Origin of the sequence: Streptomyces sp. OfavH-34-F (assembly GCF_022347745.1) — a bacterium.
In the GTDB taxonomy this organism is placed as follows: domain Bacteria; phylum Actinomycetota; class Actinomycetes; order Streptomycetales; family Streptomycetaceae; genus Streptomyces.
Window position 1 is genome coordinate 32418 of record NZ_JAKRGC010000015.1, and the last position, 17817, is coordinate 50234.

The 17817-nt window shown below is 70.1% G+C and carries 13 protein-coding genes and 1 pseudogene; 3 read left to right on the forward strand and 11 right to left on the reverse strand.

Annotated elements, in window-relative coordinates; translation table 11 throughout:
• Positions 1-367 precede the first annotated feature (367 nt).
• From MHW47_RS05225 to MHW47_RS05255, 7 genes are all read right to left on the reverse strand, one after another.
• Positions 368-1984 (reverse strand): hypothetical protein, encoded by a 1617-nt coding sequence (locus MHW47_RS05225; RefSeq protein ID WP_239221436.1) that lies wholly within the window; start codon positions 1982-1984, stop codon positions 368-370.
• Positions 1981-3045 carry a bifunctional DNA primase/polymerase gene (locus MHW47_RS05230; protein ID WP_239221437.1) on the reverse strand — a complete coding sequence of 355 codons (1065 nt, stop codon included), beginning with the start codon at positions 3043-3045 and terminating at the stop codon, positions 1981-1983. The genes MHW47_RS05225 and MHW47_RS05230 overlap by 4 nt, the downstream gene beginning before the upstream one ends.
• A complete protein-coding gene (locus tag MHW47_RS05235) occupies positions 3042-5354 on the reverse strand; it encodes a hypothetical protein (RefSeq protein ID WP_239221438.1) in 2313 nt (770 codons plus the stop codon). Before MHW47_RS05235 ends, MHW47_RS05230 begins: the two co-directional genes overlap by 4 nt.
• A 975-nt stretch (positions 5355-6329) precedes the next feature.
• Entirely contained in the window at positions 6330-6803 is a 474-nt protein-coding gene (locus tag MHW47_RS05240) for a hypothetical protein (protein ID WP_239221439.1), read from the reverse strand.
• Positions 6804-7359: 556 nt separating this feature from the next.
• Positions 7360-8103 (reverse strand): hypothetical protein, encoded by a 744-nt coding sequence (locus MHW47_RS05245; RefSeq protein WP_239221440.1) that lies wholly within the window; start codon positions 8101-8103, stop codon positions 7360-7362.
• Positions 8104-8564: 461 nt separating this feature from the next.
• Positions 8565-9479, reverse strand: coding sequence for an AAA family ATPase (locus MHW47_RS05250; RefSeq protein WP_239221441.1), 915 nt, complete (start codon positions 9477-9479; stop codon positions 8565-8567).
• A 954-nt stretch (positions 9480-10433) separates the two neighbouring features.
• Entirely contained in the window at positions 10434-11159 is a 726-nt protein-coding gene (locus MHW47_RS05255; protein WP_239221442.1) for an A24 family peptidase, read from the reverse strand.
• 380 nt (positions 11160-11539) lie between these two features.
• Here MHW47_RS05255 and MHW47_RS05260 point away from each other — a divergent pair, with 380 nt between their 5' ends.
• Positions 11540-12883, forward strand: coding sequence for a DUF2637 domain-containing protein (locus tag MHW47_RS05260; protein ID WP_239221443.1), 1344 nt, complete (start codon positions 11540-11542; stop codon positions 12881-12883).
• A 26-nt stretch (positions 12884-12909) separates the two neighbouring features.
• On the opposite strand, the gene MHW47_RS05265 is transcribed toward MHW47_RS05260, so the two are convergent.
• The 3 genes from MHW47_RS05265 to MHW47_RS05275 form a co-directional block, all read right to left on the reverse strand.
• Entirely contained in the window at positions 12910-13155 is a 246-nt protein-coding gene (locus MHW47_RS05265; RefSeq protein WP_239221444.1) for a hypothetical protein, read from the reverse strand.
• 17 nt (positions 13156-13172) lie between these two features.
• Positions 13173-13352, reverse strand: coding sequence for a hypothetical protein (locus MHW47_RS05270; RefSeq protein WP_239221445.1), 180 nt, complete (start codon positions 13350-13352; stop codon positions 13173-13175).
• A gap of 224 nt (positions 13353-13576) precedes the next feature.
• Positions 13577-13813, reverse strand: coding sequence for a hypothetical protein (locus MHW47_RS05275; RefSeq protein ID WP_239221446.1), 237 nt, complete (start codon positions 13811-13813; stop codon positions 13577-13579).
• A 463-nt stretch (positions 13814-14276) separates the two neighbouring features.
• Here MHW47_RS05275 and MHW47_RS05280 point away from each other — a divergent pair, with 463 nt between their 5' ends.
• Both MHW47_RS05280 and MHW47_RS05285 read left to right on the forward strand, forming a co-directional pair.
• Entirely contained in the window at positions 14277-15224 is a 948-nt protein-coding gene (locus MHW47_RS05280; RefSeq protein WP_239221447.1) for a hypothetical protein, read from the forward strand.
• A gap of 545 nt (positions 15225-15769) precedes the next feature.
• Positions 15770-16726, forward strand: coding sequence for an endonuclease domain-containing protein (locus MHW47_RS05285; protein WP_239221448.1), 957 nt, complete (start codon positions 15770-15772; stop codon positions 16724-16726).
• A 483-nt stretch (positions 16727-17209) separates the two neighbouring features.
• Here MHW47_RS05285 and MHW47_RS05290 read toward each other — a convergent pair.
• A pseudogene (locus tag MHW47_RS05290) lies at positions 17210-17817 on the reverse strand (hypothetical protein); the annotation flags it as partial.

Sequence of the window (17817 nt, forward strand, 5' to 3'; positions counted from 1 at the left end):
CTGACACACGGGCGGTCTCAAGCGAGGCGGTCGACCTCACCTGGCAAACGGTCAAGATCACCTGTCAGAGGTCAACCACCCACCGTTCCGGGCGGGCAGCGGTGGGTGGTGATCGGCGCGTGCGCCGCCAGCGGCGGCGCGGACGTGTCGGAGTGGTGGCGCGCCGCGCGGTCCGTTCCCGGACCGGTTGTGAGCGTCACGGTTCGGCCGCTTCTCACCGGTGTCCCGACGGAAGAGGGGATCGCACCGGCCCGTGTGACGTCTGGTGCGCTGTGTCCGGGCGTGGTGGCGGCCCGCGCGTCAGGGGCGGGTTCGGCAGCGGTGTGGGGTCTGGGCGGCGCAGGCCGGGGCGGTCAGGGGGCGTGGGTCAGGCAGGTGGTCCGGAGCCGGGGTGTCGGGTGATGAGGAAGCCGCGGGCGATGCTGGTGCGTTGCAACTTGCGGATGTCGATCCCGTGTTGGCGCAGGACCGGTGCGAGGGAGGTGAGGCGGGCGGAGAGCCGGGCGGTGGTCTTGGGCCAGTTGTCCGGGATCGCGCCGGGTGGTCGGAGCGCCTCGTCGATCTGGGCGGCCGTCGCCTGCCACTGGGTGGTGGTGGCGGTGGCGGACCAGCGGGTGAGGGCGGTGGCGACCGGGTCGGCGTCGATGACGTCGTCGGTGACCGAGTGCTGGGCGCGGGTGTAGGTGTCCAGGGTGTCCCAGCCGGTGACGGCGTCCAGCGCCCACAGCATCTCCGCCCAGTCGGCCATCCGCGGCTTTCGGGTGAGCTGTTCGGCGGCGTCGGGCAGGCGGGCCCACACCGCGGCCGCCAGGTCGACCAGGCCGCCGAGGATGCGGCCGTGGGCGGCGCGGTAGCGGCGCCACAGGTCGTGTTCGCTGCGCCGGGCCTTGGGGTCGATGGCCTCCATGGTGAAGGGGAGCAGGCGGTCGCCGAGGTCGGCCTGGAGGGCTCCGACATCAATGGCGGTGAGCAGGACGGGGCGCTTGTAGGCCCAGGAGGTGACGTCGCCGTCGGTGTACATTTCCCTCTTCGCGACGGCGGCCCCGGTGGAGGCCCGGCACAGGAAGTCCGACAGCCACTGGGGAATGCCGGCGAGATTGTCCAGGCCCATGGTCCATCCCGCGGAGGCGGTCACCATGGCGTCGTCCTCGCTGCGGGGGACGCTGCGGACCTCGGCGCGGATCCCGTCCAGGACGCGCAGCATCTGCCGGGCCGTCGTGGTCTTGGCGGTGCCGGGCTCGCCGTTGAGGTAGCCGGTGGGGCGCGGCATGTCGGGGCGCAGCCCGGCGAGCAGCCACGCGACGGCCATCCGCCAGGAAGGCTCGGTGAGCGCGGACAGCTCGCGCAGCAGCCCGAGCCCGGCCCGCCAGCCGCCCGGATCGCGTTCGGGAATCGGTAGTTCGCCGGTCAGGTTGGTACGCCGCCACAGAGGTCCCTCGCCGACGGGCGGGGTGGTCACCGACCAGGTGTCCGGCTCGATCAGCACGCTGAGCCCGTCGGAGCGGCCCAGGTCGAGCCAGGTCGCCTGCTCGTCGGCCGGGTCGGCGGCGATCCGCAGGCAGACCGGCCGTTCCTCGGCGTCCAGGGCGAGGGCGTCCATGGAGGCGATCGCGTCGGTCAGGCACCCCTGGGACGGAGCCCGGCCGGTCGCCAGCACGTACGAGCGGTTGAGGAGCTGTCGAAGGGAGCCGGTGCCGCTGAAGCCACCGTTAGCGCGCAGCGGGCGGGCGATCGGCGGTCCGGCGGCGGGGACGGCGTACGCGGTCTGGTCGTGGCGCACCAGGTGGTACTCGTCCATGCCCAGGTGCAGCAGGATGTCGGCCTGCGAGAGCTTCGGCCCGCGCTCGGCGCGCTGCTGCGGCTCGTCCGGCGCCGCGTCACCCGTCGGGGACGATTCCGCCGCTTCGCCGGTCCGCCGACCCGCGGGGCGGGGTTCGGTGGCCGGGAAGGGCGGCGGGAGACGGGTGGTGAAGGGGTGGTTCATGGCCGTGCTCCCGTGCTCGGGACGGTGCGCGGCGAGCGCATGCCCGCCTGAAGTGCGCGGCGGAGGGTGGACTGCGCTTTGGCCTCGCCGGGATCGACCCCGGCCTGCGCGGCGGCCTCGGTCAGCGCCTGGTGGACGTCGGCGAGGTCCAGCAGCCCGGCGCCGACCAACTGGCCGAGGCGGAAACCCGAACGGTTGAGCTGGTCGTTGCGGCCAGCGCGCGCCGAGGCCACAGCGTCGACTTCACCGCGCAGCGCCGCAGCGGCGTACGCGGACCCGTCTTGTGGCTGGTGGCGGGCGCCGGGGCGGGGAAGGCGGATCCGAGCCGGCGGCGCATCGTCGGGGTCGGGGGCCCGCAGGCCGACACGCGTGAGTTCGAGCGCGAGCCAGCGCGGCAACCGGGCCGGCTCGGTTGCCGGCCCGAACCGCTCGTAGCGGCCAGCCGCGGTAACGGTGCCGGGCGCGACGGCGGTGGACCAGCCGGCCCGCACGTCGACCTGCCAGCCCAGCCGGCTCGAGCCCTGCGTGAACCGCCCGCTGCTCCCGACCCGGTACCAAAGGTGCAGCCCGCCGGAGGGGGTGCGCACCGTCAACGTCGGCGGGGCGTGCAGCAGGCTCTCGGCTCGCCTCACCCGGCACAGCAACTCCAGCACGTCCACCCCGCTACGCACCGAACCAACTGCCGGGACGGCAGCCGGATCAAGGCCGGGCAGCAGCAGTGCGGCGTCCGGCGGCGGGTGGTGGTGGTCGTCCAGGTCGACAACCACGAGGCCGGACGGGCCGGTAGCCACACCGACGGCGAAGTCGCGGCCGCCGCGCCACCAGGACCGGATCAGCTCCGGATCCCGTGTCGCCGCCCGCACTCCGTGGCAATACCGCCCCGCGGACAGACAGCCGCAGCCGTCGGCGCCTTCGGGGAAGCCGCAGGCGGCCCGCTCCCCCGCCGCCGGCGGTCGGCACCGATGACAATTCCCAGGCGGGCGCTTGGAGTTGGGCAGCAGCGGATGCACCCACCACCCCCGGACCGCGCACCGCAAGGCCAGCTGACGACCAGCGTTCATGCCGCACTCACCGCCCCGGAACCCTCGGCCACCCGCGCCGACGGCACAGGGGCCTCGCCCTCCAGCGGCAGGTCCGCACACCGCGCCATCCGTTCCCGCCAGCCACCAGACCGTTCCCGGACCGGCCCCTGGACCGCGGCTCGGACCTCGCCGAGCCGATGCGCCAGCAGGGCCTCGGCGCACCGCCGGGCAGCCTCGCCGGCCGCAGCACGCACCTCGGGCTCCTCGCGCCGCCGCATCCGCTCGATCAATGCCACCCGTTCGCTCTCGACCCGGGCCTGCGGGCCGTCGAGCAGAACCTGAAGCGCTCGCGCCCGCTCCCGGCCGCAGATCTGCTCGGCCAGCTCCCTGACCTGCCAGGCCACCACCGCCTCCGGCAGTCCCTCACCGCGCAGTCGCCGTCCCGTCTGCCCGGCTTCGGCCTCCAGAAGTGCGAGGCATCCGGCCAGCCGGGCTGCTGCACCCGGAGCATCCACCGGGCCGACGGCCACGGTCGCGAACTGCGCGGCCTGCTCCAGGGACTGCCGCGCCGCGCGCCGCTGCGAGCACGTCAGGCACAGCCCACCGGCCTCCGGCACCCCGCATCCCGTACAGGCCCGAGCAGCCAACTCCGCTTCGGCCGCCGCGCGTTCCTCGCGACGACGGGCCCACGCCTCCTCGCGCCGGGCGCGTTCCCCGGCGGCCTGCTCCCACCGTACAGCGGCCGCGGCAGCCTGCCGGGCAACCTCCCGACCGAGCCGCGCTTCCACCTCCGCACGGAACGCCTCCGGCTCCAGACGCGGCAGCTCCTCGGTGACAGCCCGGGCGACCTGATGCCGCAGGGCCCGCCGGTCCTCGATCAGCAGCTCGCAGGACGGGCACACCAACCCCGTCTCCATCCGAACCCGGTCATCGCACCCCGTGGCGTAGCACTCCGCCCGCTGCGGCAACCCCCGTCCCAGCAGCCACCCGACCGGATCACGGACCGGTTGTCCGCACTGCGCAGCCAACCGCCGCTCCAACCGCTCCGCCAGCACCACCGGCGCCTGCTCCAGGCCCACGATCCCGCCCAGCCGCACTAGCTCAGCCCGCACCGCCGCCCGGACCCGGTGCCGTCCACCCGCATGCCCGATCCGCGCCCACTCCGACCACACCGGACTCAGCACCCGCTCCAGCCCACGCGGCAACGACCACCGCAGCGGCACTGTCGCACCCGCCACCGAAGCTTGTCTGCGCTGCCGACTGACGTCGAGATCCTGCTGAAGTTCCCCGCGAAGCGGGCCACCGGAACCACCCGACTCGCCCACCAGATCCATCGGAGCCGAACCGGACCGGTCCTCACGCTCGTACGCGCGTCCCGGCAACGGCGAGCACCCCGATACGGCTTCGCCGGAAAAGCGAGACGAAGCAGAAACAAACCCAGCCTGAGTAACCACCGACGCGTGGTCAGCGTGGAGCGCTGCACCATCAGCCCGACCGTCGACGACCTCCTCAGCCCCCCGTTCGCCCAGGTCAGAAGCACAATCCGGTGCAGCTACCGAAACCTCGGCAGCCTCCTGAACCCTGAATGCACCATCAACATCGAGCAGACCACCCTCCAGAACCAGAAAGAAGGCCGGCTGCTCCCACCCCTCCCCCGGGTTCGCCGGATCCTCGGCATCCACCCCAGACGCGCAGTGCACGCACACCATGCCCTGACCAACCGAGCCGTCATCGCCAGGTTCGACGTCCTCCTGCATCTCCTCCCGGACGACTCGCAAGCCTTCCGCGAAGCGGCCGTGCGCGGCGGCCACCGCAGGCACCACCACCTTCACCCGCGCGCCAGCCACGCCCCGGCCCGACACCTCGAGCAGCCCTTGGCCGACCAACCCGTCCACAACCCGGGCTGCCTCCTCCATCGAGCACCCGACCAGCTGCGCGACCGTCGCGTCCGCACGATCGAACCCAGCCTTCACGCCGCCGCCGACCAGCCGCACGCTGCCATCCGGCCGTGCCGCCAGCACCAACCGCAGTAGTCCCAGCCGCTCGGCCGCCGCCCCCCGGCCCCGACGCGCCGCCAGCAGACCAGGGGGCGTCTCCGGCTTACCCACCGGAGCCCACCCCGGACCGAACAGGGCCTCGCACACCGACAGCAGAACCGCAAGATCCCGCTTCTCCAGCGCCAACGGGTCGGCGTGCCGTGCCCGAGCAGCCGTCAACGGCAGCAACTCCCAGGACAACCCCGCTACACGGCGCACACCCTCCACCGATTTCGTCACCACCTCGGTCGCCACCGCGCCGCTCTCGCGCAGGCCGGGAAGGACGTGGTGGTGGACCCAGGACTTGGACACGCCAAGCCATCGAGCCAACTCAACAGCGGGGAGCTCGAGTCGTGACTTCTGTGCCGGCGACTTGGCCAGCAGGACTACCGCAGCCAGCGCATCCGAAGCCGACCGCGTCCGCAGGGACCGGTCGGACAACAGGGCGTCGAGCGCCGCGGAGAGACGCTCCCGCGTCCGCCGAAGCAACAGCAACGGGTCGACTGCTGGACGGTCGATAGATGGAGACGCCGATGTGTCGGACTGCCGACGGGAGGCACCTTCTCGCCAGAGCCAGACTGAGGGGCGTTTGTTGGTGTTTTGGGCGTAGTTCGAAGAAGACTTGGGAGAGTCTATTTTTGACAATACGAAGCTAGCCCTGCGGCTGGCAGGTATGATCTGCTCCTGTCGAGGGGTATGAGGGCAACATGCATCGCCGTCCGGCTAGCTTGGGGAAGCACAGAGGCCAGACGCGACATGTTCAGATGTAGCGGGCTTTACCTCCCTCCGTTGGGGTTGGGGGGCGCAGAACACCAGGTTCTGCGCCCCCCCAACCCTGTATGAGCGCACGATCAGCGCTGCCAAGTGGTCGTAACCTGCGAGGCCCGTGGAGTGGGCACGCGGCGAGGTACGACACAGCCTCTCGGCCACTAGGTGGTGTGGCCAGGGCACAGGCGCTTGGCATAGGAAGGGGAGCCGGCCGGGCGACGGCTCAGCAGCCCGATGGTGAGTTGCGCGCATAGTGGCCGAGCGCGGGAGCAGGTCGTGCGGACGCTTCTGCAAGGCAGGGCACGTACAGCCCCCTGCAAGCGCCGTCAACCTGGGGCAAGACGGCATGAGGTACCAGTTTCACAAGCGTGGCGATGGAGACACGTGTAGCCGAGGCTCCGATGGGTGGAGACGACTCGGCTGGGGGCTGGTAACCTCGAGGATGGCGAGAGGGGCTACCTAGCCTTGTCAGTCCGGCACCCACTCTGTTTGCGGCAGGTATGTGGGTGCCGTTCTCTTTTATGCGGCTGCCTTGGCGGCTCCTTCTTCGAGCTCGTCAGCAAGACGCTGCTGAAGTTCCTCGTGCCAGGTACCGATGGGCAGGACGTGGTACGGCAGCTTGTTCGCGAGAGCTTCCTCACTGAGCTGCAGCAGTTGGTAGTCCTGGTGCGCCAGAGCGACTGACTCGGGGAAGGCGACAAGGCGTGTTCGCGGGTGGATCTTGTCCTCCGAGTCCGGCTCGGAAGCGGCGACCAGTAGCTCCATGACTATCCGCACGGCATCCCAGTCGCGCTGGAACGCTGTCGTGGTGCGTTCGCCTTGTTGGGATTCCCGGTTCGTAGACCTGGTAGCGCCGAGCGCTGCGGCCACCTGAGCGAGCACAACGTCGTGTGGGCGCAGTTGATTGGCGTCCGGTAGCAGACCGATCCGTGCCAGGTTCTTGAGTGTTCCTGCACCTACTCCGGACCATTCGGACACGGTGCGCTGCGACATCGTTCCGTTTCTGCGTACGGATGAACGACGTGGCGGCACTTGGATCTCCCTCCGCTGGCGACTGGTAGGTGAGCGCGAGCCTATCGCGCCGTGTTGCGAATCATACGACCCTCGCGCATATCTGATGCAAGGCGGGGTTTTCAGCGTGTCGCCGGCCTGGCCAATTACGGCCATCAGTACTCGCTGGGATCCCTCAGATTGGCAAAAAGATGCAGGTGGGAGGGCACTTGGCGCCCAGGTGCATGTCGTGCTGAGCGTGCGGACCGGTCGAGAGTGGGGAGTTCCGCACGTTCAGAGGTGCGCGAGGGTCGCGCAGTTTCGGGGCTGACGTGCCTTCGGTCGATAGTGAACCACGGGGATGAGCAGGATTGTGAAGACCGACCCCTGGGCGCAGAGGGGTGCCCATCGGGGGTCCGCGTGTCCCCGTGTCCCATGCTGTGTCCCGGCATGTGTCCTAGCTTGCCCTTATGTGAATTCTGCTCACGAAGAAGGGCGAGCCACTGGATGCGGCTCGCCCTTCGAGGGTGCATGGGGCCACGACAACCTTGAGCCCGGGTCAGTCCGCTGCTGGGGCCTCAGCTCTCAACTGCTCAAGGAACGACTGGACGATCACATTGACCATGTGCCCGTGTAGGCCAGTGGTGTTCGCCAGAAGTAGCTCGTCCATCATGTCGTTCAGCCAGACATCGTTCTCGCGGCTGATGCTGTAGTGGTTGGGGGATGCTGAACCGCTTTCCTCCCCCAGGTGCCTGTCCCGGAACTCGTCGGCAGCCTTGATGAGATCGGCGACCGAGATGTCTCGTGCCAGGGTGATTGCAGCGTCCAGGTACTGACTTGGCTTCAGGTTCCTGAGTCCGAGCATGCGCTTGTCGCTGACCATCTGGCGGTTAACTGCGACTGCGACCTCGGTGTGAAGCCGGATGTTGCGCTTCGCAGGCTTAGTGCCGGTTCGTGTTGCCTGCGCTTGGCGATAGCTTCTCGCGAGCTCGATGTATGCGACCGGCAACCCCTGCACCTTCTCGGCGAGCTGCGGGGGAAGCGCGTTGAGCATCCGCTTCTCGGAGAAGCCGCTCGTAGCGGGGAAGTCGGGCCCTGAAGTGCTCCTGAGGGTGACCGCGCCCCGGGGCGGCGGTGAGTCCTGTCCTTCGAGCACCTCATGCCCGGAGAGGGGCAAGCGGGTGTCGGTGAGGCGTTGAGCGGAGAGACGTCGCGGCGGACCCTCAACTGGATTCTGTGCAGGGATCGGCGTCGCGTCCGAGGTGGCGTCCGGCCTCTCGGACGGGGTGCTCTCCGTCGCCATCAGTCCATCGATCGAGGGTGTCCCCGCGGACTCGCGTTCGGTTGGCGTGCTCGACGAATCCGCAGTTTCTTCACGAGCATTCCCAGGGTGCTGGGGTGTGTCGGTAGGTGTCAGGTGGGTCGGCGTACCGCCGGCGGCCGGGGAAGCCTGCACAGGCTCCCCCGGAGTGTTGTCTACCGACGACTCGTGAGCGTTCGTGAGCGTTTTCGCGGAAGACTTGCTGTCAGTTGCGGGCCCGGTGGTGTCGGGGGTGACTACAGGTGCCAGGTTGGTCGGCGTACCGCTGGCGGCCGGGGAAGCCTGCACAGGTTCGGCTGGCGCGGGTGAGGGCGTCGGCTCGCCGTTGATCTTGGAAAGTGCACCGGAAGCTGACAGTTGGTTCAGCTTCCCGAAAGCGGCACTGGCTTTCTGCGGCTTTCGCCGTCGAGGTGGAGTCTGACTTCCCCCCTTAGCTTCAGCCATCACTGCGCCTCCGCCTCGTTCGCAAGCCAGGCAGCTTCACGCTCGGCGATGACTGAGGCCGGGACTCCGAGGGCTTCGGCGAGTACCGATCCGAAGTGCATGAAATCATCCGGGATGGAACCCCAGGTGTCGGCGATTCCTTCAAGTAGAGGAACGGTGCTGTCCAGAAGCGCCACGCTTGGGAGGCCGTCCGGGTGGTCGGCGCTCTCGCCGTCGATCAAGCCCTGGATGTAGTCGCGGGCGTTGCTGAAGCTGCTGCGCTTGGGGAAGGACTTGGCGAGCATGACGAAGAGGTCGACGTGCTCGCCCATCTCCTTGAGGAGATCGAACGTAGTCGTCAACTGCACGACGTCGCCGACGTGCTGTTGGGTTGGAACGATCCCTCGCTTGGTCAACATCCAGGCAGTCTTCAGGACACCCTTGTCCGTGGGGCCAACGTCGATCACCAGGTGCTTGAAGCCTCGTGCCATGAGGTCCTTGACCTGCTTGGCCATGGCGGATCCTGTGTAGCCGACAACAGTTACGAGCGATGGCCAATCTTCTTCGGCCGCAGCCTGCCATTTGAGGCAGGTCTTGTTGGTGTCGTCGGCATCCACGAGGAGAACGGGTTCACCAGTGAGCGCCAGAATCAACGCGACGTAGACGGAGAGTGTTGTCTTCATCACGCCGCCCTTGGCGTTGCCCATGGTGATCTTCACGCCGTCAGGAGTGTTGAGGGCAGCGAGGACAGCCGTCCGCAAGGGCTCCGGGAGGCTGTAAATCAGTTCTCGGACTTCAGTGCTTACGTGAGAGGGCACTGTCAGAACGGGCGGCGTGATGTTCCCGGACAGGAACGTCGCGGGAACTGAACTGGCTTCGCTGGCAGGAGAGGGCACCAGGCCCTGTGCCGGCTCTGTGGCGAGTTGCTCAGGCATGAGAGTGGAGTACCTGCTTACTACTTGGCGAGTTGCTACGTGGCGGTCAGGCAAGCCAGTCAGCTGACGCGTTGGTGACCCTCAAATTGCGGTGAGCGCCGTACTGGTAGGGCTTCCCGATGGGGCAACGTGAAGCTTTGCATGCCTTCCATTGCCTGATCGCTAACCCCTGACGGCTGGTCGCTGCGGCGCCGAACTTGCTGAGTTGCTGACCGGTTGCCATCCAATCCACTGGATGGCGGGCTCACGCTAGCAGAGTTGGGGCTTCTTGCGGGTGTGTACGCGCTGAGGGATGCGTGCAAGGAAGATGGGTGTTCTGGCTGAACGTGCAGACCGTCATCCGCGCTCGGGGGTGCTTGCGTGCACCGCTGGAGCCTCTGTAGGTATCCGCAGAAGCTTCCCGCGTAGCTAGAAATCTGGAAGGTCTACGGAGCGATGGAGCTGGTCGTGTCCCTGTGTCCCATCCTGTGTCCCGCCCTGTGTCCTAGCTAGTGAACATGTGAAAGTGCAGGTCAGAGCCTGTTTTGAAGGTTTCTTTGCAATGCAGGCAAGTTGCTTCTGCGTGTCGCTGGGGTCTGATTCGCACTCCAGCTGACCCTCGGAACCGCTCGAAATTCCACATTGAATGCATATCAACCATTCGAGCAAAAAGGTAAATTCGGCCCGTGCGTACGCTGCACTTCGGTCGTTGAGGGACGCTTCGGCGGTAGCAGCGCGAGGCCCCGAACGCTGTCCGCTCCGGTAGCGGATGCTTGAACGGCGTGCGCATCGGGCGGCGTCACCAGGGTCACGAACGGGTGAACCGGCAGAGCGTCCGCAGCGCATCTCACCGGCTTTCACCTGCCGGGCGAGGCGTACCTGCATCTCCCTCGACACCGCTGTGCCGCTCGAGGCGCCGCGTGGCGCTCTCGACCCAACTCGTGGGTCACGTTGAGGGGTGGTCCGATGCTTGGGTTAGGTGCTCGCGGCGCAGAGAACGAGCGCCCCGATGATCATGTGCGGCCCGAAGGCTAGGTGGCTTCGCGCGGACACCCGTCTGATCAGGAGTAGGAGGAAGCCGACGGCCGACGCCAGGAGGAACCCAGCGAATACTCCCCGGACGGCAACGGTCCAGCTCGACCAGCCGAGAAGCGCGCCGATGGCCGGTGCGAGTTTGACGTCACCCATTCCCATGCCGGTCACGACGAGGACGAGGTAGGCAGCCGTCACCACTCCCGCCGCGGCGAGGGCGCGCAAGAAGCTGCCCGGTTCTCCGGCGAGCGCTGCTCCTGCCAGCAGCAGGATCGTGCCGATGGAGGCGGGGAGGGTGAGGACGTCGGGAAGGCGGTGGACCTTGAGGTCGATGATGCTCAGGGCTGCGCCGCAGGCGGCCAGCCAGTACTGCGCGGCGCCGATCCAGCCGCCGGCTCCGGTAGCGGCGAGTGCTGCGAAGGCCGCTGCGGTAAGGGCCTCCGGGAGCCCGGCGGGCGGTCCGGTCTTCGCTCCGCAGGCGGGGCAGCGTCCCGTCACTGCCTGAAGGCGGCCGCGGAGTCCGGGGGCCGGGTAGTGCGTGGAGCAGGAGGTGCACGCGGTTCGGGCGGGTTCACCGCGGGGGACGGCGCGGGCGAAGATCAACGGTCGGGCGGCGGCTCCGGCGGCGAGGCCAGCGAGGAGCGCGACGACGATGGTGACCACGGGCATCGGGGCTCCCCAGACGATCAGTGAGAACAATTTCGGCCAGTCCGTGAACTGGCGCACTGAAGCGTAGCCAAGGCGTGGCGTTGCTCTCGCGGGCGGGGCAGATCGGATCTTCGGTACAAAATGCCAGGTGGGAGAGGGTAACGTGGGGAGAAGGGGGTGGTTCCTGGACTTCATCCCTCGTACCGTTCAGGGCCACCGGCGTGGCTTGAATGCGGTGGGAGGTCGGTCTGTGTCACACCGGGGGCGTTGATCGCGCCTCTATGTGCGATGCGCGCCTGCGCACAGATTGACGAGAGGGAAGTACATCCATGACCGCTGGGTCGAGCAGCACCGTCGTCCGGCCGGCTGTGCCGTCGAGCCCTGCTCCGAAGGGGGCTCGGGTGCGGTGGGGCAGAGGGCGCAAGGCGCTGTTCGGTGCCATCGGGTTGGGGTCGATCGCGATCGCGGGGGCCGGGTTCACCGGTTCCTACACCGCGGTGAGGGCCCTGGCGGAGGAGAAGGGGTTCGGCAGCTTCGCCCCGGCGTTCCCGCTCGCGGTCGACCTCGGTATCGCGGTCCTGCTCGCCCTCGACCTGGCGCTCACCTCGGTGAACCTGAAGTATCCGTTGCTTCGGTACATTGCGTGGCTGCTGACGGCGGCGACGATCACGTTCAACGCCGCTTCCTCGTGGCCGGACGTCTTGGGCTCGGCGATGCACGCGACGATCCCGCTGTTGTTCGTCGCGGTGACCGAGGCGATGCGCAACGCCATCGCCAAGGCGACGTCGATCGAGCTCGACGAGCACATGGACTCCGTGCGGCTGTCGCGCTGGTTCCTCGCGCCGGTGGCGACCTTCTCGATATGGCGGGACATGAAGCTGTGGGAGATACGGTCCTACGCGCTCGCGCTGGAGCGCTACCAGGAGAAGATGCTGCTGCGGCAGGACCTGAGGGCGAGGCACGGGCGCGGCTGGCGCAAGAAGGCGACGGCCGAGGAACTGCGGCCCCTGCGTCAGGCCCGGCTCGGTATCGCGGTGGGACGGGACGGGGGAGAGGCTGCTGCGCCGCCGGCGGGCGAGCGGCAGCTCGAGTCGGCGCCCGTCGCAGCGGAGCCGCCCGCCCGCCCGGTTGTGGCGTCCGCGTCCGCACCGTTGGAGCCCGTTCCCGCTGCGGCGAGCGCCGCAGCGGAGCCGGTCACCGTGCCCGCCGTGCCGCCGGCCGGCGCGGGCGGCGGAACAGCGGACCGGGCTGCTGGGGTCTCGGCGGCGGTGCCGGAGCCGGTGGCCCCGACTCCGGCCCCGGCTGAGCAGCCCCACGCAGATCCCAGCCCGGAGAGGGCATTCGATGGGGAATCCGAGCAGCGGGTGGAGGAGGCCGGTGCCTCTGCCGCGGAGGACGGGGCGCCACAGGGGGGAGCCGGGGACGCGGAGGACGACGAGGCGGCCGGCGGGGAGCCTGAGGAGCCGAAGGTCAAGCTCGGTGCCGCTCCGCCCAACGAGACGAAGGGCCAGCGCGCCGAGCGGATCTATCTGGCGCATCAGGAAGCGGGTGTGGAGTTGACCAGGCCCAACCTGGCCCGGTGGGCCGGTTACCAGCAGGAGGGGTCAGGTCGGACCCAGTACAACAAGCTGGAGAAGAAGCACGGGCCCATCGTCGTACGCGAGGGAGCCGATCAGCTCGACCTGGAGTGGCGCGAGCCCGCTGGAGACGGCGACGGACTCCAGTCCGCCGGGCCGGCGTCGTAGCCCGGGGGCGGATCAGATTTGGCCTTTCAGGGGCGGGAGGAAGGACGGGGAAGTCCGTGTCTCCGGCACTGGTGGGAGGGCCGTTCGCGCAGGGCAGTTCCCTCCTCGCCGGCAGGTCCGGGGCTGCGCTGGGGGTGGTCGGCGCCCCTGGACAGGCACCGCAGGGCCTCGCGGCCGTGCCCGCGCCGCACGGTGGTGCGTGCACGTTCGGCCAGGGCCTCGGCGGAGGTGTCGGTGCTCATGCGCTGGAGTGCGGTGATGCCGGGCAGCATCTGCGGAATGACCTTGATCAGCAGCTTGTCGGAGTAGGCACCGATCGCGTGCGCCGGAACAGGCGCACGACGAGGACGACACCGATCGTCCAGACGCCTTGTTCCGCCAGGCCCAGCGGCACGCCGCCCGGGCGCGGAATCTGGCTGGTGGACGTGAGGAGAGCCAGCGGTGCGAGGGCCCCGGCGATCACGGTCATTCACATGATCGGGCGGTCGAGCGGGAGCCGTCCACATGGGGTGGGGTCGGTCAGCTCGGCGCAGGCGATGGCGCAGAAGGACAGGGCGGCGAGCCAGCCGAGAGTGGTCGCTGTCACCGTCACCGCGTGCGCCGCTGTCTCTGTTTCCGTGTTGTGCCGCGTCAGGCTATCCGGACGGTACGCCAGCGCGGCCCGGCGACGGGACGGACCCCGGGGCGCCGAGGTCAGGGGAGCAGGGTGAGGGCGTCGTCCAGGCGCTCGCGCAGCCGGTTCGCGGTGGCCGTCAGCCTGGTCGTCTCCTCGGCCAGCCGGCCGAGAGTTTCGCGGTCGGCGCCGAGGGCCTGCGGGGCGCGGGCGTGCGCGGCGGCCTGGCGCAGCGCCTGGTTGTCGGGGCGCTCGCTGTAGCGGGTGGCGAGGGCGCGGACCACGGCCCACCAGCGGTTCCTGGCGGCATCCGGCACGGGCCGGACGAAGGGCTCCTCCGCTCGGGACGGGCGGGGGAGGGTCGGCGGGGAAGAGAGGGTGACGGGGTCGGCGCTGGAGTGGTCCCAGATTCCGCGCGGCCGGACGCCGTTGACGACCGGCTCGTCGTCGCGGTGTTGTACCGGCCTCGGTGGCGGTGCCGTACTGGACGTTGATGCCGGTGGGTACCGGGTCGTGGCTGTGCTACTTGTCCCGTGGCCCCGTACGCCCCACCGCGTACGGGGCCCACAGACGTTCCGAGGCCCGGTTCACCTGGCCCCCGAGCCGCGGGGTATCGGGTGCCCGAAAATCCGGGCCGGCTTCCGGCGGCGGCCACAATGGTGAACGTGTACGGCACCGGCGAGAACAAGGAGACCAACACGGCCCCCAGTCCGGGCGCCGTGGCGCTGCTCGACCGACGGGACGACCCACCGCCTGGCAGCTGCGCCCGGACTGGGGGCCGTGGCGCTGCTCGACCGACGGGACGACCCACCGCCTGGCGGCTGCGCCCGGCAGGATGCCGCCCCGTCCGATGTCCCAGCCGCAGCTCTTCCGATGCCGACCCCAAAACCCACCTCGTCTCCGCCCGCTCCCGCCCGCGGTGAGCGCCGCCCCGCGCGCAGCCGGGTGCGCCATGGCCAGCCGTCGTGCGCGGACTACGGCTGCACCCGCCCGGCCTGCCTGGTCGCTGCCCGCAAGGCGCGCCGGGAACGCGACCGGGAGCGGGCAGCCGGCCGCCGCGGCCGGGTCGACTCCGAGGCGGCGGCCCAGCACGCCCTGGCCCTGCGCGATTTCGGCATGTCCGCGCAGGACATCGCCGACGACTCCGGCGTCGCCGTCACCCTGATCCGCCGGCTCCTTCGACCGGCCGCGCGCCGACCGGTCCAGGTCTCCCGTGTCACCGCGGACGCGGTGCTGGGCATCCCGCTGCCGCCCGAACAACCCGCGACACCACGGGCGGGACGCGGTCAGGTTGATGCCGATCCCGCCGCCGCTCTTCTCACCGAACTCGCCGAGCGGGGCTGGCCGGCCGCCTGCCTGGCCGCCCGGCTCTGCATCAACGCCCGCACGGTCGCCGCGATCCGCGACGGGCGCCACGCGCGCATCAGCATCGCCGTCGACCAGCGCATCCGCACCCAGCACGCCCAGTTGCTCGCCCTCGACCCCATCGAAGCCGGCGTGCGACCGGGCGACGCCGCCCGTGTCCGCACCTGGGCAGCGCGTCGCGCTGAGACGTCTCGCCAGCGCGGCCCAGGGCGAAGCCGGCCCGGTTGTGAAAGGCCAGGCAACGTTACCGGAACCCCGTCTCCGGCATCGGCCGGACAGGCTCATGCCGGTCCGAGCCCGTCGACGGTACCCAATGCGGAATCCGCGGCAGGGCGGAGCAGGCCGATGCCCTGTGGGGGATGACGCGGCGCGAGGGAGGCCGGCGAGGGCACGGACAACGGCCGACCAACGGTTCTTGGTGGCGTTCAGCACGGGCTGGGAGAAGGCTGCCCCGGCCCGGGGCGGAGGGGCGGCAGGAACGATGGGTGACGGGGGCCATCCGGGAGTCCTCCCAGGCTCCGCACACACTGCGGGGACGAGCGGATCGTCCCCGCAGTAGGAGACCGCGCCTGGCGGCTGGCCCTCGTCTCGCGAACCAGCGCGCAGCCCATGGTCTGGCCCTTTTGGAGCGAGCAGACCTTCCGCCACGCTCCCGCGTTGACGTCGCCACCATGCACATACGCGGCATCGACAACACGGCCGCTGCCCCATCCGGCCCCGGGGCCAGGCGCACCGCGTTCGGCCTGGCCTTCACCCTGAGCGGCTCCGTCCACAACACCCTCTGGACGACAAGCATCACCATCACCGAGATCTTGCCGTCGCTACCGCCTTCATCACGGCCGCCCCCAACGCCGCCTCCTGACGCGAGCGTGAGCGGCGCTGTCAGTGGTGTACGCCAGGCTGAGCCCGTGACCGACACACCCCCACGCGAAGCCCCCGCCCAGAGCCCGCCGTTGCTGCTCCGCCACACCGGTGACCACACCGGTGCCGCCTACCATCCGCGCTACCGGCCGCCCGCCCGCGCCTACCGATGCGATCTGTGTCCGGACCCGGCCGCGTTCTGGGACCACTGCCACGACCACGGCCTGATCCGCGGCCCGCTGTGCCGCAGCTGCAACGGGAGCGAGGGCTTCTGGGTCCACACCCGGCATGGCGTCGAGCACCTCATGCGCTGCCCCGGCTGCCGGACGGCCGGGCACCCGCCGCTACGCAACCGCACCGCTCGGATCGTGCCGGCCATGCAACTGCTCCTGCAGCACTACGATCCCGCTCGTCACCTGGTGTCCGGCCATGCTGCATGGGCCGACGGGACCAGCATCTGGGAACGCGTGTTCGCCCAGCTGTCCGCCGGTCACGCGAGCGCCGAGGCGCAGTGCACGCATCGGGACTGCGGCAGCCGGTGGACGGTGTCCGTCGACCGGGCCCGCTTCGAGCGACTGGACCAACTGCGGCTGCTGGCCGGAATGAACCTGCCCGGACATGCCTATCCCTCCGGCAGTCGACGATGGCTGCCCGAACCGACGGAAGTGTTCTGGCTCGACAGCCCGGCCGAGGCGCCATCCACGCCAGAGCCTCCTGAAGTGGCGACCGTGGTTCTGCCCGGGGCCTACGCCCGTCGAATGGAGGAGGCCATTCCCGTCATTCTCGACAAGGTGGCACTCAGCCGCTGTTGGAAGCGCCGTGGCCGTGCGGAGTCCTTCGAGATCACCTCGGACAACATCGGCCTGATCACCCTGTCCACCGTGCTCTACCTGCCGTTTCGCAAAGACCCGCAGCAGCCCTGGACCCCGTCTGAACGAAGAGGGTTGTACCAGGCGAGTGACCGGATCCGGGACGCACTGCATGCACTCACCCGCAGTCACTGAGCACCTCGGCGTTGGTGCCCGGGCACCGGACCGGCACGTTCGTGAACGGCATCCGGACGACCCGCACCCGGGGATGCTGCAACCTGGCCGGTGGGCAGACCGGCGGCGTCGGCTCGATGAACCACCCCGGCGGTGAAAGCCAGTTCACTGGGCTCATGACCCAGAGGCCGCAGGTTCCCTGTCCCCGCTACATGTCCCGTGGCCCCGTACGCCCACCACATGCGGGGCCACGAGCGTTCTCGGCGTGCCGGCACCCGACCAGAGCCGACTCCCGGCGGGCGTAGCGCACGACTGCCCGAGAGGGGTGCCGTCCGCCATACTCAGGCACCGACCAGCTTGGACCGCGTTGCGCAGCACTCGGACCTGACCTCGGCGATCCACGCGGATACGGCGCCCACGGCCGGCTTCTCCCGCACGGGCGTGCCGTCTTCAGCGAACGGAACGGCCACGCCCCGCCCGGGAACACCTGGCCCACCGGGCGGCCTACAGATGCCGGGTGCGCTGGCGGGGCGCGGGCAGCGCCGCCGCGACGGCCAGGCTGCTCGCCACCCAGGCACCGACCCCGACCGCGACGGCGCCCGCAACGGACCCGTGGACCGAGGCAGCGGTCAGCGCGCACCCCACGGCCCCGCTGAACAGGCCCGCGGTGGCGGCGAGCTCTGCCTGCGCCCCGCCCCGGCGCAGCACCTGCTCGACCAGGGCCCGCACGCCGGCCGCGACCGCCACGATCACCGGCCCGGTGACCGTGCCGGCCAGCACCGCCGCCCACCAGGGCGCCGGGCTCCACACCAGCAGGGCGACCATCACGGCTGCGGCGATCAGCATGGCCGCGAACACCCCGACGACGCTCCCCTGCCCGTCCGGCTGATCACCGACGGCCGTCCGCGCCTCCATACGCGAGCCGGCTGTGACGCAGCCGCCGGCCAGCAGCCCCAGCAGACCGGCGAGGAGGCCGGGAACGGAGGTGAGCACCGCCAGCTGCCCGCCGACCAGGACACCGGTCAGCGCCCCGGCCCGCCAGGCCGCAGAGCGCCCCGGCCCGCCAGCCGCACTCCCCGTACCGGCGGAGGGCGCCGTCGGCGCCGGCGGGG